This window comes from Mycobacterium sp. NGS61 (genome assembly GCF_059812325.1).
The window spans coordinates 140,608-157,558 of record NZ_JCALCL010000002.1; the positions used below are offsets into that span (position 1 = coordinate 140,608).

The window sequence follows — 16,951 nt, forward strand, 5'->3', positions numbered from 1 at the left end:
CCCGAGCGTCACTTGTATTTGATCAACAACGCCATACCGACGATGGACACCAGCCAGATACCGGTGATGAACAGCGTCAACCGGTCCAGGTTCTTCTCGACCACCGTGGACCCGGACAAGCTGGACTGCACACCCCCGCCGAACAGTGTCGACAGGCCGCCGCCCTTGGCGCGGTGCAGCAGCACCAGCAACACCACGAGCACGCTGGTGACCACCAGAGTGATCTGCAGGGCCAATTCCATACCGGGGAGCCTACCTAACCTGACCCGAAGACCCGGGACCGGCAGTCGCAAGGCTCAGTTCGGCGGACCGGCCGCCAGGGTGACGGGCACGGTGCGGGTGATCCGCTCTCGGTCGAGGTAAGTCACCATCACCACGTCATCGGGACGGTGCCGGTCGAGCACATCGGTGAGCACGGTCCCGTCCGGGACCCGCGTGCCGTCGATCGCGGTGATGACGTCGCCGCCCGCCAGCCCCGCCGCCTCGGCAGGCGAGCCGCGCAGGACACCCTGCACCGGGACACCTCCGGAGCCGCCGTCGTTGCTGACGCCGACGCCCAGGATGGCCGTCGGACCGACGTGCACCGAACCGCTCGGGGTGCCGGATCGGATGGCGTCCGCGATGGTCAACGCCCGATTCAGCGGGATGGCGAAGCCTCCGGTACTGACCATTCGGTAGGTCTCCGAAGCGGCGGTGACGATCCCGACGACGCGGCCGCTGTTGTCGACCAGCGGCCCACCCGAATTCCCGGGACGAACGTTGGCGCCGAACGCGATCAGATCGGACAGCTGCTCGGTGCTGCCGGTGCTCTGGTCGGTGGCGACAATGCTCTGGCCCAGCGCTTGGACAGCGCCGCCCGCGGGCGACAGTCCGCCGCCCTCGGGGAATCCGACGGCGGTCACCGGGTCGCCCACGCGCACACTCGCCGAGTCGGCGGTAGGGGCGACGGGTAAGTCCGCCGCGCCGCGGAGTTGCAGGACGGCGATGTCGCTCTTGCGGTCGTACCCGAGCACGTCAGCAGGGTAGGCCTGGCCGTTGCCGATATCGGTGACAGTGATGTCGGTGGCGCCGCGGATGACATGGTTGTTGGTCAGCACGATGCCGTCCGGACTCAGCACGATGCCCGTGCCGGTTCCCGTCGCACGTTCGAACGGGATGGCGGTGTCGATGCGCACCACACCTGGCTCCACCCGGGTGGTGTCGACGACCAGGCTCGGTGCCGTCTTCACCCCGTCGAGCAGTCCCGCCGATGCCTCCGGCGCGCCGACACCGAATCCGGCGAGGAACAGGACGAAGGCAAAGACCAGGAGGTGGCGGCGAATCCGCGACCCCGGCGACGCAGGCACGTGACAGCCATTCGGGAAAAACATGTGGAGTCCTTCGATAGGGGCTAGCGCAGTCAGGGGGCCGGTCAACTCAAGCCGTCCGCGACCGACGGCCGGGATGGCCTTCTTTACCCGGGCCCCGACTGCCTAAACGCTGCCAAATGGCCGTCAAGCCGGTCGGCACCGATACTGGGACGATGGTCGAGGCCTCTGACACCGCCCTGGAACCCATCGGCGACGTGCACCGCACGAAGGTGGGTCGCGACGCGACCGAGCCGATGCGCGCCGACATCAGGCTGCTGGGCGCCATCCTCGGCGACACCGTGCGCGAGCAGAACGGCGACGAGGTGTTCGATCTGGTAGAGCGGGCGCGGGTGGAATCCTTCCGGGTCCGGCGTTCGGAGATCGACCGCGCCGAGGTCTCGCGCATGTTCGACGGCATCGACATCCATCAGGCCATCCCGGTCATCCGCGCGTTCACCCATTTCGCACTGCTGGCCAACGTGGCCGAAGACATCCATCGCGAACGCCGGCGCAACGTCCACGTCGAGGCGGGCGAACCCCCGCAGGACAGCAGCCTGGCCGCCACCTACGCCAAGCTCGACGACGCTGACCTGGATTCGGCGACGGTGGCGCAGGCCCTGCAAGGCGCGCTGGTGGCCCCGGTGATCACCGCCCATCCCACCGAGACGCGGCGGCGCACGGTCTTCGTCACCCAGCACCGCATCACCGAGTTGATGAGGCTGCACTCCGAGGGGCACACCGAGACCGACAGCGGACGCAGCGTCGAACTCGAGTTGCGCCGCCAGATCCTCACCTTGTGGCAGACCGCGATCATCCGGTTGTCCCGGCTGCAGATCAGCGACGAGATCGCGGTCGGGCTGCGCTACTACGCGTCCGCCTTCTTCGAGGTGCTACCCAAGGTCAACGCCGAAGTGCGGGACGCGCTGCGGGCCCGCTGGCCCGACGCCGACCTGCTGTCGGGTCCGATCCTGCAGCCGGGCTCCTGGATCGGCGGCGACCGGGACGGCAACCCGAACGTGACCGCCGACGTGGTCCGGCTGGCCACCGGCAGCGCTGCCTACACCGCGCTGGCGCACTACCTCGCCGAACTCGACCACCTCGAGCAGGAGCTGTCGATGTCCTCGCGGCTGCTCGCGGTGACTCCCGAACTGGCCGAGCTGGCCCAGGGATGCCAGGACAAAGCGCGCGACGACGAGCCGTACCGCCGCGCGTTGCGAGTGATCCGGTCCCGGTTGACCGCGACCGCGACCGCGATCCTGGATCAGGAGCCGCTGCATCTGTTGGACCTGGGTCTGCCGGCCTACGCCACACCGGGGGAGTTGCGCGCGGACCTGGACACCATCGACGCGTCGTTGCGCACGCACGGCAGCGCGCTGCTGGCCGACGACCGCCTTGCGCTGCTGCGAGAAAGCGTGCACGTCTTCGGTTTTCACCTGAGCGGTCTGGATCTGCGCCAGAACTCCGACGTGCACGAGGAGGTGGTCGCCGAACTGCTGGCCTGGGCCGGTGTGCACCCGGACTACGCCTCGCTGCCCGAAGACGAGCGGGTCGAACTGCTGGTGGCCGAGTTGAGCACCCGCCGGCCACTGGTCGGCGACCGGGCCAGGTTGTCCGCGCTGGCGCGCAAGGAACTCGACATCGTCGGCGCCGCCACCCACGCGGTCCAAACCTACGGTCCCGCAGCGGTTCCCAACTACGTCATCTCGATGTGCCAGTCGGTGTCCGACATCCTGGAACCGGCCCTGCTGATGAAAGAGGTGGGCCTGCTCGACGCCTCCGGCGACGAATCCTACTGTCCGGTGGGGATATCGCCGCTGTTCGAAACGATCGACGACTTGCACAACGGCGCGGCCATTCTGCAGGCGATGCTGGAGCTTCCGCTGTACCGCGGCATGGTCGCCGCACGCGGTGACATGCAGGAAGTGATGCTGGGTTACTCCGACTCGAACAAGGACGGCGGATATCTGGCCGCCAACTGGGCGGTCTACCGCGCCGAGCTGGCCCTGGTGGACGCAGCCCGCAAAGGCGGAATCCGGTTGCGGCTGTTCCACGGTCGCGGCGGCACGGTGGGCCGCGGCGGCGGCCCGAGCTATCAGGCGATCCTGGCGCAGCCGCCCGGGGCGGTGAACGGTTCGCTGCGGCTGACCGAGCAGGGCGAGGTGATCGCGGCGAAGTACGCCGAACCGCAGATGGCCCGGCGCAACCTGGAGAGCCTGCTGGCCGCGACGCTGGAGTCCACGCTGCTCGACGTCGAAGGTCTCGGCGACGACGCGGAACCGGCCTACCGGGTGCTCGACGAGATCGCCGCCCTGGCCCAGCGGGCATACGCCGAATTGGTCCATCACACAGACGGTTTCGTGGAGTACTTCAAAGCCTCCACGCCGGTCAGTGAGATCGGGTCGCTCAACATCGGCAGCCGGCCGAGTTCACGCAAGCCGACGGAGTCCATCGCGGACCTGCGCGCCATCCCCTGGGTGCTGGCCTGGAGCCAGTCCCGGGTGATGTTGCCCGGCTGGTACGGCACCGGTGCGGCCTTCGAGCAGTGGATCGCCGCGGGCCCGGACAGCGAAGCGGACCGGCTTGCGGTGCTGCACGACTTGTATGAGCGGTGGCCGTTCTTCCGCAGCGTGCTGTCCAACATGGCGCAGGTGCTGGCCAAGAGCGATCTGGGCCTGGCGGCCCGCTACGCCGAGCTGGTCGACGACGAGGCCCTGCGCAACCGCGTTTTCGACAAGATCGTCGACGAACACAAGCGCACCATCACGATGTACAAACGCATCACCGGTGAGGAAGATCTGCTGGCCGACAACCCGTCGCTGGCGCGTTCGGTGTTCAACCGGTTCCCCTACCTCGAACCGCTGAACCACCTGCAGGTCGAACTGTTGCGCCGCTACCGCTCCGGGGAGGACGACGAACTGGTGCAGCGCGGCATTCTGCTCACGATGAACGGGCTGGCCAGCGCGTTACGCAACAGCGGATAACGGGCATCCCCGGTACCGAGGGGGTTCCATGTTCGAGAACGCACGGTCGGTCAGCGGGGTGCAGGTCGCGCAGAACGAGGTGTTCGAAAAGTTCGCGCGCGCCGGGTTCGTCGTCTCCGGCCTGCTGCATCTGATCGTCGGCTACCTGGCCATCCGGATCGCACTCGGCGACGGCGGTACCGCGGACCAGTCCGGGGCGCTCGCTACCCTGGCGGACCAGCCCGGCGGTCCGGCCGCGCTGTGGGTCGCCACCGGCCTGCTGTTGACGCTGGGCCTGTGGCGATTGATCGAGACGTTTCTCGGACGTGCGGTCGACCGCGAGTCGTCGGACTCGTCGCCGGGATTGCTGGACCGGGCCAAGGCTTTCGGGGTGGCGGCGGTGTATCTCGGATTCGCCTATTCCGCATGGGGTTTCGCGCGCGGTGCGGGCCGGGCCTCGAGCGAACAGAGCTCGACCATGAGTGCACGCCTGATGCAGTCCACGGCGGGCACCATCGCGCTGGTCGCCGCCGGGGTGGCGGTGGTCGCAATCGGGGGGTACCACATCTACAAAGGGGCGGCGCGCAAGTTCGTCGACGACCTCAACGGCACGTCGGGCAAGGTGGTCCGCCACCTCGGGGTGGCGGGCTACGTCGGCAAGGGTGTGGTGCTCGCGGCCGCGGGCCTGCTGGTGGTCGTAGCCGCGTGGCGCTCCGAGCCGAGCCGGGCCACCGGTCTCGACGGCGCCCTGCGCACGTTGGGGGCGCAACCCTTCGGTTCAGCCCTGCTGATCGCCGCCGGCCTCGGGATCATCACCTACGGTCTGTTCAGTTTCGTGCTGGCCCGATCGACCAAGATGTGAGGGCTGCGCACCGCTGTCGAAGATGTCGTCGAGCAGCGGGCCCGGAGCTGCCGCCGGGTCGACGAACCATTCGTAACTGAACACCGCGCCGAATACCTGCGGGGGCAACCGCATCAACACCCCGTACAGCCGGGCGGCCAGTCCGTCACCGAGCTGGGAACGGTGCGCGGCGAAGGCATCTCGCTTCTGCCGCGCGAACCGTCGCACATTGACCCGGTGGGTGATGGTGACCCGCGGCGCATAGGAGCTGTCGATGATCTCCGGCTCGTACGGCGCCGGCAGCCGCAACAGTCGGCACAGGTCGCTGACACGGCGCAGCAGTTCCCGGGGCATCGTCACCTCGAGTAGCCGTGGCGTACCGGCCAATTCAGCGGCGCGCTTGCCCACGTGGTGCACCTGCACATGGTCGCGGTGACCGTAGCCGCCGTTGGGCTGATAGCTGATCAGCAGCTGGGCGTCTTCGGCGCGCAGGATGTCGGCCAGCCGCGCCGCCGCCTCCTCGACGTCGGCGCGGCCGAACCGCACCCGCCCCGGCGGGTCCGGATAGAAGTCCGACCCGTACCCACTGTCGGCATAACCCAGGCATTCCACCCGGTGGACGCCCAGAGTCCTTGCACTCGAACGCAATTCGTCCAAGCGAGTGTCGTCGGCGTCGGAGCCCATCCGCCCGTCGGTGGCGCTGACCACGACCACGCGGTGTCCGGCGGCCGCGGCCTTGGCCAGGGTGCCGCCGGTCAGGATGACCTCGTCATCCGGATGTGCGTGAAACGCCACGACGGTGGACGCGGCGCTGGCGCGGGCGCCGTCCGGGCGGGTCACACGCTTCTGTTGCGGAGCTTGTCCAGCACGCCGCGCATCATGTGCTCGGTCACGTTGATCGGCGCCATCATCGTCTCGCCCCAGCTGACGATGTTGTCCATCCGCTCCAGAATGGCTTCCACCGGCTGCAGTACGCCGAGCAGCCGCTTGGCGAGGTCATCGAGGCTGGACAGGGTGCGGTCCAGATGGTTCAAAGCGTCTTCCATCCGTTCGACCGTGGCATTGAGCGCCTTCAACGACTTGTTCAGCTCCACCAGGGAAGTGCTCAAGCCGTCCAGCACATCCTCGACCTGCTCCACCGTCTTGTCGGCGTTCAGGGCCGCCTGGGTCAGCGTCTTCACTCTTTGCCGAGCCGGCTTCGGTCGGGTGCCGCTTGTGTCTGCCATGGAGGTCATTATTACTCCCGCAGGCGAAGCCACCTACCCCCGGGAAAGCTTGCTGGCCGCACCTTCGTCCAGGAACCACACCGTGGCCTCGCGGCCGACAGCACCGGCAGCCGGCAACGACACCGGCTCGGCGCCGTTGACCGCGGCGGCCACCGCGTCGGCCTTGCCTTCGCCGGACACCAGCAGCCAGACTTCCCGCGAACGCTGGATCGCGGGCAGTGTCAAGGTGATTCGCAGCGGCGGCGGCTTCGGGCAGTCCTCGACCGCGACCACGATGCGGCTGGTTTCGCGCACCGCCGGGGTGTCCGGGAACAGCGAGTTGACGTGGCCTTCCGGACCCATGCCCAGGAGGTGCACGTCGAAGCTGGGCGATGTGTCACCCGCTGCGGCGTTGGCGGCCAGCACCTGCTCGTAGGCGAGCGCGGCGGCGTCGATGTCGGAGCCGAACTCGCCGTCGTCGGCGGCCATCGGATGCACCTGGCTGGCCGGAATGTCGACGTGGTCGAGCAGCGCCTCGCGCGCCTGCTTCTCATTGCGCTCGTCGTCGTCTTCGGCGACGTAGCGTTCGTCGCCCCAGAAGATGTGCACTTTCGACCAGTCGATCTGATCCGCCCGGGTCGCCAGGTAGCGCAGCAACCCGATGCCATTGCCGCCGCCGGTCAACACGATCAGCGCCTGACCGCGCGCCTCGATCGAGTCCCGGACGGCACCGATCAGTCGCTGGCCGGCCGCCTCGGCCAGGGCGTCGCCGTCGGCGAACGTCTGGATCTCGGTGCTCATGCGTACTGCACTTTCTTGATCCCTTCCAGTGCGGACAGGTAGATCTCGTCAGCGTCGAGCCGGCGCAGATCTTCGGCCAGGCATTCACCGGTCACCCTGCGCGGCAACGGAACCCGGGCGTCGGGCTTCGCGGTGCGGCTCAGCGTGGCGGTGGTGCCGTCCTGGGGCCGACTCAGCGTGATGGTCTCGCTCGCGCGCACCAGCTCCACCTTCAGGTCGCCGACTTCGCGGCGTACCGGTCCGTCGATCCGGCTGGCCAGCCACCCGGCCAGCACGTCCAACGCGGGCTCGGTCCGCAACCCGGAGATCAGCGCCGATTCGATCGGCTCGTGGGGTGGCAGATCGACGGCCGAGGTCAGCAGCGCGCGCCAATAGGTGATGCGGCTCCAGGCCAGGTCGGTGTCGCCGGCGGTGTACCCGGCCAGCCTGCTCTTGATCGCCGACAGCGGGTCTTCGCCGTTGGTGGCGTCGGTGATGCGGCGAATTGCCAACTTGCCCAACGGATCCTGTGCCGGCACCTCGGGAGCGATGTCCGGCCACCAGGCCACCACCGGGATGTCGGGCAGCAGGAAGGGCACCACGACGCTGTCGGCATGCCCGGACAGCGCGCCGGACAGGCGCAGAATCAGCACCTCGCCGGCGCCGGCGTCGCGCCCGACCCGGATCTCGGCGTCCAGCTTGGGCTTGTCCGCGTACGGGTCGCCGCGCATCGCCACGATGATGCGGCTGGGGTGTTCGTGGCTGGCGTCGTTGGCGGCCTGGACCGACTCTTCCAGCACGGCGTCGCTGTCCGGTGCGATGATCAGCGTCAGCACCCGGCCCATCGTCACGATGCCGGCCTCTTCGCGCAGTTCGTCGAGTTTCTTGTTGACCGCGGTGGTGGTGGTTTCCGGTACTTCGACGATCATCCGCGCCGCCCCTCCTCGCCGGCGATCATGGCCGCCGCCATTCCCGGCCGGTGCGGCGCAGCATCTCGAACGCCGACTCCGGACCCCAGGTGCCGGCCGCATAGGGCTCCGGCTTGCCGTGCGCCGCCCAGTTGTCGAGCACGGGATCGAGTATCTGCCAGGCCAATTCGACCTCTTCGTTGCCCGGGAACAGCGACGGCTCACCGAGCAGCACGTCGAGGATCAGCCGCTCGTAGGCCTCCGGCGATTCCTCGGCGAACGCCGAGCCGTAGGAGAAGTCCATGTTGACGTCCCGGACCTCCATCGCGGTGTCGGGAACTTTGGAGCCGAACCGCAACGTGATGCCCTCGTCCGGCTGCACCCGGATCACCATGGCGTTGGCGCCGAGTTCATCGGTCATGGTGGCGTCGAACGGCAGATGCGGGGCGCGCTTGAACACCAGCGCGATCTCGGTGACCCTGCGGCCCAACCGTTTTCCGGTCCGCAGATAGAACGGCACGCCCGCCCAGCGACGAGTGTCGACCTCCAGGGTGATGGCCGCGAATGTCTCGGTGGTGGAATCCGTCGCGAAGCCCTCCTCCTCGAGCAAGCCGACCACCCGTTCCCCGCCCTGCCACCCGGCCGTGTACTGGCCGCGGCTGGTGGTCTCGTCCAGCGGCTCGGCGAGCCTGATCGCGGAGAGGACCTTGATCTTCTCCGACTCTAACGACTTCGGGGTGAAGCTGACCGGCTCTTCCATCGCGGTCAGCGCCAGCAGTTGCATCAGATGATTCTGGATCACATCCCGGGCCGCGCCGATGCCGTCGTAATAGCCTGCGCGACCGCCCAATCCGATGTCCTCGGCCATGGTGATCTGCACGTGGTCGACGTAGTGGGAATTCCAGATCGGGTCGAACAGCTGATTGGCGAACCGCAGCGCCATGATGTTCTGCACTGTCTCTTTGCCCAGGTAGTGGTCGATGCGGAAGACCGCGTCCTCGGGAAAGACCGCGTTGACGGATTTGTTGAGTTCCTCAGCGCTGTGCAGGTCGTGGCCGAAGGGCTTCTCGATCACCACCCGGCTCCACCGGTCGTCCTGCGGGCGGGCCAGTCCGGACTTGTGCAGCTGGTCGCACACCACTGGAAACGACTTCGGCGGAATCGCCAGGTAGAACGCGTGATTGCCGCCGGTGCCCCGTTCGGCATCGAGCTTCTCCAGCGTCTCGGCGAGCCGACCGAATGCGTCGTCGTCGTCGAAAGAGCCTGGCACGAAACGAAATCCCTCGGCCAGCCGGTCCCAGTTCTCCTGGCGGAACGGAGTTCGGCAGTGCTCCTTGACGGCCTGGTACACCACGTCACCGAAGTCCTGTGAGCTCCAGTCCCGGCGCGCGAACCCCACCAGGGAGAAGGTCGGCGGCAGCAGACCGCGGTTGGCCAGGTCGTAGATCGCCGGCATCACCTTCTTGCGGGCCAGATCGCCGGTGACACCGAAAATCACCATGCCGCACGGGCCGGCGATGCGGGGGAGTCGTTTGTCGCGCTTGTCGCGCAGCGGGTTCTGCCAGGACTCCTGACTCATTTGTCGGCGGAGTCGAGCTGCGCCTGAGTTTCCTCGAGCAGTTCCTTCCAGGAGTCCTCGAACTTCTCCACGCCTTCTTTCTCCAGCGCGATGAACACGTCGTCTAGATCGATGCCGATGGAGTCGAGCTTGTCGAACACCTGCTGGGCCTCCGCGGCGGTGCCGGTGACCGTGTCGCCGCTGATCTGACCGTGGTCGGCGACGGCGTTCAGCGTCTTCTCCGGCATGGTGTTCACCGTGTTGGGGGCCACCAGTTCGGTGACGTACAGGGTGTCGGAATAGTCCTCGTTCTTGACCCCGGTGGACGCCCACAGCGGCCGCTGCGCCCGGGCTCCGTCGGCCTTGAGCGCCTCGAAACGCTCACCGCCCTCGAAGACCTCTTGGTACGCGGCATAAGCCAGGCGGGCATTGGCGACCGCGGCCTGCCCGAGCAGCGCTCGCGCGTCCTCGGAGTCGATCTTCTCCAGCCGCTTGTCGACCTCGGTGTCCACCCGGGACACGAAAAACGAAGCCACCGAGTGGATCTTGGACAAATCGTGGCCGGCCTCTTTGGCCTTCTCCAGCCCCTCCAGGTAGGCGTCCATCACCGCGCGGTAGCGCTCGACGGAGAAGATCAACGTGACGTTGACCGAAATGCCTTCTGCCAGAGTCGAAGTGATGGCAGGGATGCCCTTTTCAGTGGCCGGGATCTTGATGAACAGGTTGGGCCGGTCCACGATCTTCCACAGCTCGATCGCCTGCTGCGCGGTCTTGTCCGCGTCGTGCGCCAGCCGCGGGTCCACCTCGATCGACACCCGGCCATCCACGCCGTCGGAGGATTCCCACTGCGGCCGCAACACATCACACGCGTCGCGCACGTCATCGGTGGTCACCGTACGAATGGTGGCGTCCACGTCGGCGCCACGCTCGGCCAGCTCAGCGATCTGGTCGTCGTAGGTGTCGCTGTCGGCCAACGCCTTCTGGAAGATGGACGGGTTGGTGGTGACTCCCACGACACTCTTGGTGTCAATCAGCTCCTGCAGATTGCCGGACCGGATTCGGTCGCGGGACAAGTCGTCCAGCCATACCGATACCCCCGCCTCGCTCAGTGCAGCCAGATTCGGGTTCTGGGTCATCTTGAATCACCTTTTCTCAGTTATCGAGTGCTTCTTCCGCCGCGTCGGCGACGGCTTCCGCGGTGAAGCCGTACTCCTTGAACAGCGTCTTGTAGTCGGCGGATTCGCCGTAGTGCTCGATGGACACGATCTTGCCGGTATCGCCGACGAGCTTGTGCCAGGACTGGGCGACACCGGCTTCGACGGCCACCCGCGCCGACACCGACGGCGGCAGCACCTTGTCGCGGTAGTCGGCCGGCTGCGACTCGAACCACTCCACGCACGGCATCGAAATCACCCGCGCGATAATGTCCTTGTCCGCCAACAACTTCTGCGCCTCGACGGCGAGCTGGACCTCGGAGCCGGTGGCAATCAGCACCACGTCGGGCTCGTCGCCGCCGTCGTCGCCGAGGATGTAGCCGCCGCGCGCCACCCCGTCGGCGTCGGTGCCGGCCAGGATGGGAACGTTCTGGCGGGTCAGGATCAGCCCCACCGGGCCGCTGCCATTGCCCCGGGCCAACACGGTGCGCCACGCGTACGCGGTCTCGTTGGCGTCGGCCGGTCGCACCACCGACAGGTTCGGTATCGCGCGCAGCGCCGAGAGGTGCTCGATCGGCTGGTGCGTCGGACCGTCCTCGCCGAGTCCGACCGAGTCGTGCGTCCACACGTAGATGGTGTCGATGTCCATCAGCGACGCCAACCGCACCGCCGGACGCATGTAGTCGGAGAACTGCAGGAACGTGCCGCCGTACGCGCGGGTGGGTCCGTGCAGCACGATGCCGGACAGGATCGCGCCCATCGCGTGCTCGCGCACACCGAAGTGCAGGGTGCGGCCGTACCAGTCGGCCTGGTAGTCCTTGGTGGAGATCGACGGCGGACCGAAGGATTTGGCGCCGTCGATGGTGGTGTTGTTGCTGCCCGCCAGGTCGGCCGATCCGCCCCACAGCTCCGGCAGCTTCGGTCCCACCGCATCCAGCACCTTGTTGGAGGCTTTGCGGGTGGCGATCTCGTCCTCGCCCGGCTCCCAGCTCGGCAGGTCGGCGTCCCAGCCGTCGGGCAACTCCTGCGCGGTCAGGCGGTCCAGCAACGCCTTGCGCTCGGGTTCGCGCTCGGCCCACGCGTCGAAGTCGGTCTGCCACTTCTCGTGAGCAGCCTTACCGCGCTCGACCAGCTTGCGGGTGTGCGCGATCACGTCGTCGCGCACCTCGAACGTCTTGTCGGGGTCGAACCCGAGGATCTTCTTGGTCTCGGCCACCTCGTCGTCGCCCAGGGCCGCGCCGTGCGCCTTGCCGGTGTTCATCAGGTTGGGCGCGGGGAAGCCGATGATGGTGCGCAACGAGATGAACGACGGCCGGCCGGTCTCGGCCTTGGCGTTGGCGATCGCTTCTTCGATGCCGACGACGTTCTCGCCGCCCTCGACTTCTTGCACATGCCATCCGTAGGCGCGGTAGCGCGCCGCGGTGTCCTCGCACAGGGCGATGTTGGTGTCGTCCTCGATCGAGATCTGGTTGCGGTCGTAGAACACGATGAGGTTGCCCAGTTGCTGCACCGCGGCCAGCGACGACGCCTCGGACGTCACGCCCTCCTCGATGTCGCCGTCGGAGGCGATCACGTAGATGTGGTGGTCGAACGGGCTGCTGCCCGGTTCGGCGTCGGGGTCGAACAGACCGCGCTCATAGCGCGCCGCCATCGCCATCCCGACCGCCGAGGCCAATCCCTGGCCCAACGGGCCGGTGGTGATCTCGACGCCCTCAGTGTGCCGGAACTCCGGGTGCCCGGGGGTCTTGGAGCCGAAGGTGCGCAGCGATTCGATGTCGGAGAGCTCCAGACCGAACCCGCCCAGGTAGAGCTGCAGGTACAACGTCAGGCTGCTGTGCCCGGCCGACAGCACGAACCGGTCGCGGCCCAGCCAGTGGACATCGCTGGGATCGTGGCGCATGGCCCGCTGGAACAGCGTGTAGGCCAGCGGGGCCAGGCTCATGGCGGTTCCGGGATGGCCGTTGCCGACCTTCTGCACGGCGTCGGCGGCCAGAACCCGGATGGTGTCGACCGCAGCCGAATCGATCTCGGTCCAGTCGTCGGGGTGGTGCGCTTGAGTGAGCTCGGAGATCTCTTCGGCAGTGGTCACTAATTCAGTCCTCAGTCCAGTCCACAGTCGGGGGTCATAAAACTGATCAATTTCACCCTAGTGCCGGTTGGCGGCCGGTAGCAGGTCCAGAATGGGGTGTACCCAATGAAGCCGGTGTGAAAATATTTCGTTGGGGTTCAGCACCGCGAAACCGCCGAATCGACCCCTGCGGGTCCGCGGGCGCGCTCGCGCCGTCTACCATCGTGCGTAGTAGAAGCTGCGCGCGGCTGCGATTTCACCGAGGAGTTAATGCGTGAGCGTTCGCGGGCGCCCAGATATCGTGGCGCCGGGCCGGACCGAAGGCCTGTTGCAGGGCCGGGTCGTCGGCAAGGTGCTGGCCTATGTGGCGTTGACCAAGCCACGGGTGATCGAGCTGCTGTTGGTCACCGCGATTCCGGCGATGCTGCTGGCGCACCGTGGCGCCGTCGAGCCGTTGCTCATCCTGAACACGCTGCTGGGCGGCATCATGGCGGCGGGCGGCGCCAACACGCTGAACTGCGTGGCCGACGCCGACATCGACAAGGTGATGAAGCGGACCGCGCGCCGGCCGCTGGCCAGGGCGGCGGTGCCCAGGCGTAACGCGCTGATCTTCGGCCTGGTGCTCAGCGCGGGCTCGTTCGGCTGGCTGTGGTGGACCACCAACCTGCTCTCCGGCCTGCTGGCCGTGGCCACCATCGCGTTCTACGTGTTCGTCTACACATTGCTGCTCAAGCGGCGCACCTCGCAGAACGTGGTGTGGGGCGGGGCGGCCGGTTGCATGCCGGTGATGATCGGCTGGTCGGCGGTCACCGGCACCATCGGGTGGCCGGCGCTGGCAATGTTCGCGGTGATCTTCTTCTGGACGCCGCCGCACACTTGGGCGCTGGCGATGCGGTACAAAGAAGACTACAAAGTGGCCGGCGTGCCGATGCTGCCCGCGGTGGCGACCGAGCGTCAGGTCACCAAGCAGATCCTGATCTACACCTGGCTGACGGTGCTGTCGACGCTGGCGCTCGCGCTGGCCGCCGGGTGGCTGTATGCGGCGGTCGCGGTGGTGGCCGGGGTCTGGTTCCTGGCGATGGCCCACCAGCTGTACGCAGGCGTGCGCGCCGGCGAGGAGATCAAGCCGCTGCGGCTGTTTCTGCAGTCCAACAATTACTTGGCGCTGGTGTTCTGCGCGCTGGCCATCGACTCGGTGATCGCGCTGCCGACGTTGTTCTGACCCTCGACTCTCTGCGCCGAGCGTCCCGAAATGTACGTCGACACGCCGTGCGGCACCGGCATTTTGAGGACGCTGGACCTAGGGCAGCAGCACGATCGAGCCGGACGTCTTCCGCCCCTGCAGATCGATGTGCGCACGCGCGGCGTCGGCCAGCGGATAGCTGTGGCCGACCTCGACCCGCACCGCCCCGCTCTCGATCACCTCGAACAATGCGGCTGCGCGCGAACTGAATTCGGGTCCAGTGCGGATGAAGTGGGCCAGTGAGGGCCGGGTCAGGTACACCGAACCGGCGTGGTTGAGCCGCTGCGGGTCCACGGGCGCGACGGGTCCGCTGGCAGCGCCGAACAGGGCCAGCGTGCCGCGCACCGAGAGGCTGGCCAGGCTCGCGTCGAAGGTGGTCGCCCCCACGCCGTCGTACACCGCAGCCACCCCCGCACCGTCGGTGAGCGCGCGGATTCGCTGACCGAACTGACCGGCGTCGTCGGGGTAGGGGAGCACCTCGGCGGCCCCGGCCTGCCGCGACAGCGCCTCTTTCTCCGGCGTCGACACCGTCGTGATCACCCGCGCTCCCAGTGCGGTGGCCCACTGCGTCAGGATCAGGCCCACCCCACCGGCGCCGGCGTGGATCAGGATGCTCTCGCCGCTCTGCACCGCATACACCGACTTGAGCAGATACTGCGCGGTCAGGCCTTTCAGCAGTGCCGACGCGGCGACCTCGGAGCTGACTGCGTCGGGCACCTTGGCGGTCAAATATGCTGGGGCAGTGCAGAATTCGGCGTACCCGCCGTTGGCTGACGGGCTCACCACCCGGTCGCCGACGGCAATGTCGTCGCCCGCTTCGGGGCCGGCCGCGACCACCGTTCCGCACACCTCGGAGCCCAGCACGAAGGGCAGCGGGCGCGGGTACTGGCCGGAACGGAAGTAGGTGTCGATGTAGTTGACGCCGATGGCCTCCGCCTTGATCAGCAGCTCGCCGGGGCCGGGCTCGGGCTGGGCCACCTCGGTGTAGTTCAGGACCTCGGGACCGCCGGTTTCGCTGACTTCGATCGCACGCATGGGGGATATCATGCCCGGGCATGAAACTAGCCCGACCGGACGTCTTCCATCCGCGCATCGTGCTGGCGGGCAGTCCTCAGCGTCCCGCCGGCGACGGCGACGACGCGGGGCTGGTGGCCGCGCTGCGACACCGGGGTCTGCAGGCCCGATGGTTGTCCTGGGACGACCCGGAGGTCGCCGCGGCACACCTGGTGATCCTGCGGGCCACCCACGATTACGCCACCCGGCTCGACGAGTTCCTGACCTGGGCGCACGGTGCGCAGCAGGTGCTCAACCCGCCCGCCGTCGTCGCCTGGAACGCCGATCGGCGCTACCTGGACGATCTGGCGGCTCGGGGGGTGCCGACGATGCCGGGCTCGACGTGCGCGCCCGGCGAGCGGGCCCGGTTGCCGCGCGAGGGCCACATCTTCGTCGGACCCGTCGTCGGCACCGGGACGCGGCGATTCAGCGTTCCGGCAGCGGCCCGCACTGAAGTCGACGAGCAACACCGCGCCGGCCGGACCGTGTTCGTCCAGGCGGGCTCTGGCCCGGAAACGGTGCTGGTATTTCTCGGTGGCAGGCCGTCGCACGCGTTCGTCCCGCGGGGCGACACCCTGCATCAGGGGGAGGTGGACTTCGAACTCTGGGACGTCGGCGCCGCCGCGCTGGCCGCCGCACCGGGGGAGCTGCTGTATGCACGGGTTCATCTGGTCGGTCACCGGGTGCTCGAACTGCAGCTGATCGACCCGGCGCTGGGCTGGCTGCGCCTGGACACCCAGACCCGTGAGCAGGCTCAGCGGCAGTTCGCGCTGGCCGTGGAGTCAGCCTGCGAAGGTCTCGGGCTCGGCCCGTTCTCGCATCGACGCCCATAACGCCGCGGTAGCCGCGGTGCACGCCGCCGCGCCGGCCACGTGGAGGGCGACCAACACCGCGGGGACCCCGGTGTAGAACTGGGCGGTGCCGACGGCGGCCTGGGCGGTCACCAGCGCGAGCAGGACGCCGAGCCGCCGCAGGGTGTCCCGGCAAGAGTGCACCGCCACCAGCCCGAAGCACAGGCCCACCAGCAGCGCGAAATAGGACACCAGCAGCGACGAGTGGGCGTGCACCAGGGTGGTGACCTCGACCTTGAGCCGCGGGACCGTGCGGCTGGGGCTCTTGTCGCCGGCATGCGGGCCGGCCGCGGTCACCAGCGTGCCGGTCACCAGAACCGCGGCCAGATTCAGAGCGCTGAGCACGGTGAGCAGGCGCAGCGGCCGGGGCACCCGAACCCGGACCACACCGTCATCCGGCTCGCCGACCTTGACGTAGAGCAGCACCGACAGCCACACCATCGTCATCGACGCCAGCAAGTGGATCGCGACGGTCCACCACAGCAACCCGGTGCGTACGGTGATGCCGCCGATGACCGCCTGCACCACGGTCGAGGCCGGCATCAGCCACGCGTAGACCAGCACCTCGCGGCGGCGTCGCGCCCGGGTGACCGCCAGTACGGCCAGCGCGGCGGTGACGACGACCGCGAAGGTGATCATCCGGTTGCCGAACTCGACGGCCTGGTGGATGCGCGGCACTTCGGCGTGGGCGACGGGGGTGAAGCTGCCCGGAAAGCACTGCGGCCAGGTCGGGCAGCCCAGGCCCGAGGCGGTGACGCGGACGATCGCGCCGGTGACCGCGATGCCGCCCTGGGTGAGGATGACGGCGGCGGCGATCCAGCGTTGGATGCGCAGGCTGGGGTCGGGGAGCCGGTCCACCAGCCGCATCAACGCCCCTCCGACCGTCACCGAACGATCGTATCGACGACTACGTCGTGTAGTAGAGCAGCCCCCGGCCGTTGACACTGCGCTGAGGGCGCGCGCTACTCGAACTTTCCCGCC

The 16,951-nt window shown here is 68.0% G+C and carries 15 protein-coding genes; 4 read left to right on the top strand and 11 right to left on the bottom strand.

Features of this window, described 5'->3' with window-relative positions; translation table 11 throughout:
- Positions 1–8: 8 nt before the first annotated feature.
- Both secG and AC5Y3Z_RS05470 read right to left on the bottom strand, forming a co-directional pair.
- A complete protein-coding gene (secG, locus tag AC5Y3Z_RS05465; protein WP_085252171.1) occupies positions 9–242 on the bottom strand; it encodes a preprotein translocase subunit SecG in 234 nt (77 codons plus the stop codon).
- A 54-nt stretch (positions 243–296) separates the two neighbouring features.
- Positions 297–1,370, bottom strand: coding sequence for a S1C family serine protease (locus AC5Y3Z_RS05470; RefSeq protein ID WP_473139582.1), 1,074 nt, complete (start codon positions 1,368–1,370; stop codon positions 297–299).
- 152 nt (positions 1,371–1,522) lie between these two features.
- On the opposite strand from AC5Y3Z_RS05470, the gene ppc reads away from it, so the two are divergent.
- On the top strand, positions 1,523–4,330 hold the full coding sequence (gene ppc / locus AC5Y3Z_RS05475; RefSeq protein WP_473139670.1) for a phosphoenolpyruvate carboxylase: 2,808 nt from the start codon (positions 1,523–1,525) through the stop codon (positions 4,328–4,330).
- Between the two features lie 28 nt (positions 4,331–4,358).
- The gene (locus AC5Y3Z_RS05480; RefSeq protein ID WP_463825059.1) at positions 4,359–5,171 is read left to right on the top strand and encodes a DUF1206 domain-containing protein; all 813 of its coding nucleotides are present in this window, start codon (positions 4,359–4,361) and stop codon (positions 5,169–5,171) included.
- Here AC5Y3Z_RS05480 and AC5Y3Z_RS05485 read toward each other — a convergent pair.
- From AC5Y3Z_RS05485 to tkt, 7 genes are read right to left on the bottom strand one after another with little or no spacing between them, the layout of a single operon-like run.
- Positions 5,088–5,990: a PIG-L deacetylase family protein gene (locus AC5Y3Z_RS05485; protein ID WP_473139583.1), complete on the bottom strand. Its 903-nt coding sequence runs from the start codon at positions 5,988–5,990 to the stop codon at positions 5,088–5,090. The two genes, AC5Y3Z_RS05480 and AC5Y3Z_RS05485, sit on opposite strands and share 84 nt — an antisense overlap.
- Complete coding sequence (locus AC5Y3Z_RS05490) at positions 5,987–6,385, bottom strand: magnesium transporter CorA family protein (protein ID WP_463825060.1); 399 nt, start codon at positions 6,383–6,385, stop codon at positions 5,987–5,989. Before AC5Y3Z_RS05490 ends, AC5Y3Z_RS05485 begins: the two co-directional genes overlap by 4 nt.
- Before the next feature lie 24 nt (positions 6,386–6,409).
- Positions 6,410–7,156: a 6-phosphogluconolactonase gene (pgl, locus tag AC5Y3Z_RS05495; RefSeq protein WP_473139584.1), complete on the bottom strand. Its 747-nt coding sequence runs from the start codon at positions 7,154–7,156 to the stop codon at positions 6,410–6,412.
- Complete coding sequence (gene opcA / locus AC5Y3Z_RS05500) at positions 7,153–8,064, bottom strand: glucose-6-phosphate dehydrogenase assembly protein OpcA (protein ID WP_463825062.1); 912 nt, start codon at positions 8,062–8,064, stop codon at positions 7,153–7,155. The genes pgl and opcA overlap by 4 nt, the downstream gene beginning before the upstream one ends.
- Positions 8,065–8,089: 25 nt before the next feature.
- Positions 8,090–9,622 (bottom strand): glucose-6-phosphate dehydrogenase, encoded by a 1,533-nt coding sequence (gene zwf, locus AC5Y3Z_RS05505; RefSeq protein ID WP_463825063.1) that lies wholly within the window; start codon positions 9,620–9,622, stop codon positions 8,090–8,092.
- The gene (gene tal, locus AC5Y3Z_RS05510; protein ID WP_473139585.1) at positions 9,619–10,737 is read right to left on the bottom strand and encodes a transaldolase; all 1,119 of its coding nucleotides are present in this window, start codon (positions 10,735–10,737) and stop codon (positions 9,619–9,621) included. Before tal ends, zwf begins: the two co-directional genes overlap by 4 nt.
- A 16-nt stretch (positions 10,738–10,753) precedes the next feature.
- Positions 10,754–12,844, bottom strand: coding sequence for a transketolase (gene tkt / locus AC5Y3Z_RS05515; RefSeq protein ID WP_463825065.1), 2,091 nt, complete (start codon positions 12,842–12,844; stop codon positions 10,754–10,756).
- Positions 12,845–13,097: 253 nt separating this feature from the next.
- Here tkt and AC5Y3Z_RS05520 point away from each other — a divergent pair, with 253 nt between their 5' ends.
- Complete coding sequence (locus tag AC5Y3Z_RS05520; protein ID WP_473139586.1) at positions 13,098–14,045, top strand: heme o synthase; 948 nt, start codon at positions 13,098–13,100, stop codon at positions 14,043–14,045.
- Between the two features lie 78 nt (positions 14,046–14,123).
- Here the strand turns inward: AC5Y3Z_RS05520 and AC5Y3Z_RS05525 are convergent, their stop codons facing one another.
- Positions 14,124–15,101 carry a quinone oxidoreductase family protein gene (locus tag AC5Y3Z_RS05525; RefSeq protein ID WP_473139587.1) on the bottom strand — a complete coding sequence of 326 codons (978 nt, stop codon included), beginning with the start codon at positions 15,099–15,101 and terminating at the stop codon, positions 14,124–14,126.
- Between the two features lie 20 nt (positions 15,102–15,121).
- Between AC5Y3Z_RS05525 and AC5Y3Z_RS05530 the strand changes: the two genes are divergently transcribed.
- Entirely contained in the window at positions 15,122–15,952 is an 831-nt protein-coding gene (locus AC5Y3Z_RS05530) for a DcsG N-terminal domain-containing protein (RefSeq protein WP_473139588.1), read from the top strand.
- Here the strand turns inward: AC5Y3Z_RS05530 and AC5Y3Z_RS05535 are convergent.
- Positions 15,902–16,837: a COX15/CtaA family protein gene (locus AC5Y3Z_RS05535; protein ID WP_473139671.1), complete on the bottom strand. Its 936-nt coding sequence runs from the start codon at positions 16,835–16,837 to the stop codon at positions 15,902–15,904. The two genes, AC5Y3Z_RS05530 and AC5Y3Z_RS05535, sit on opposite strands and share 51 nt — an antisense overlap.
- Positions 16,838–16,951: the final 114 nt, after the last annotated feature.

What these genes read in the sequence shown, in the direction of transcription:
- pgl (WP_473139584.1), bottom strand. Translation starts at nt 7,156, where the DNA reads ATGAGCACCGAGATCCAGACGTTCGCCGACGGCGACGCCCTGGCCGAG.
- AC5Y3Z_RS05530 (WP_473139588.1), top strand. Translation starts at nt 15,122, where the DNA reads ATGAAACTAGCCCGACCGGACGTCTTCCATCCGCGCATCGTGCTGGCG.
- ppc (WP_473139670.1), top strand. Translation starts at nt 1,523, where the DNA reads ATGGTCGAGGCCTCTGACACCGCCCTGGAACCCATCGGCGACGTGCAC.
- AC5Y3Z_RS05525 (WP_473139587.1), bottom strand. Translation starts at nt 15,101, where the DNA reads ATGCGTGCGATCGAAGTCAGCGAAACCGGCGGTCCCGAGGTCCTGAAC.
- AC5Y3Z_RS05490 (WP_463825060.1), bottom strand. Translation starts at nt 6,385, where the DNA reads ATGACCTCCATGGCAGACACAAGCGGCACCCGACCGAAGCCGGCTCGG.
- tal (WP_473139585.1), bottom strand. Translation starts at nt 10,737, where the DNA reads ATGACCCAGAACCCGAATCTGGCTGCACTGAGCGAGGCGGGGGTATCG.
- zwf (WP_463825063.1), bottom strand. Translation starts at nt 9,622, where the DNA reads ATGAGTCAGGAGTCCTGGCAGAACCCGCTGCGCGACAAGCGCGACAAA.
- opcA (WP_463825062.1), bottom strand. Translation starts at nt 8,064, where the DNA reads ATGATCGTCGAAGTACCGGAAACCACCACCACCGCGGTCAACAAGAAA.
- AC5Y3Z_RS05470 (WP_473139582.1), bottom strand. Translation starts at nt 1,370, where the DNA reads ATGTTTTTCCCGAATGGCTGTCACGTGCCTGCGTCGCCGGGGTCGCGG.
- AC5Y3Z_RS05480 (WP_463825059.1), top strand. Translation starts at nt 4,359, where the DNA reads ATGTTCGAGAACGCACGGTCGGTCAGCGGGGTGCAGGTCGCGCAGAAC.
- secG (WP_085252171.1), bottom strand. Translation starts at nt 242, where the DNA reads ATGGAATTGGCCCTGCAGATCACTCTGGTGGTCACCAGCGTGCTCGTG.
- AC5Y3Z_RS05535 (WP_473139671.1), bottom strand. Translation starts at nt 16,837, where the DNA reads ATGCGGCTGGTGGACCGGCTCCCCGACCCCAGCCTGCGCATCCAACGC.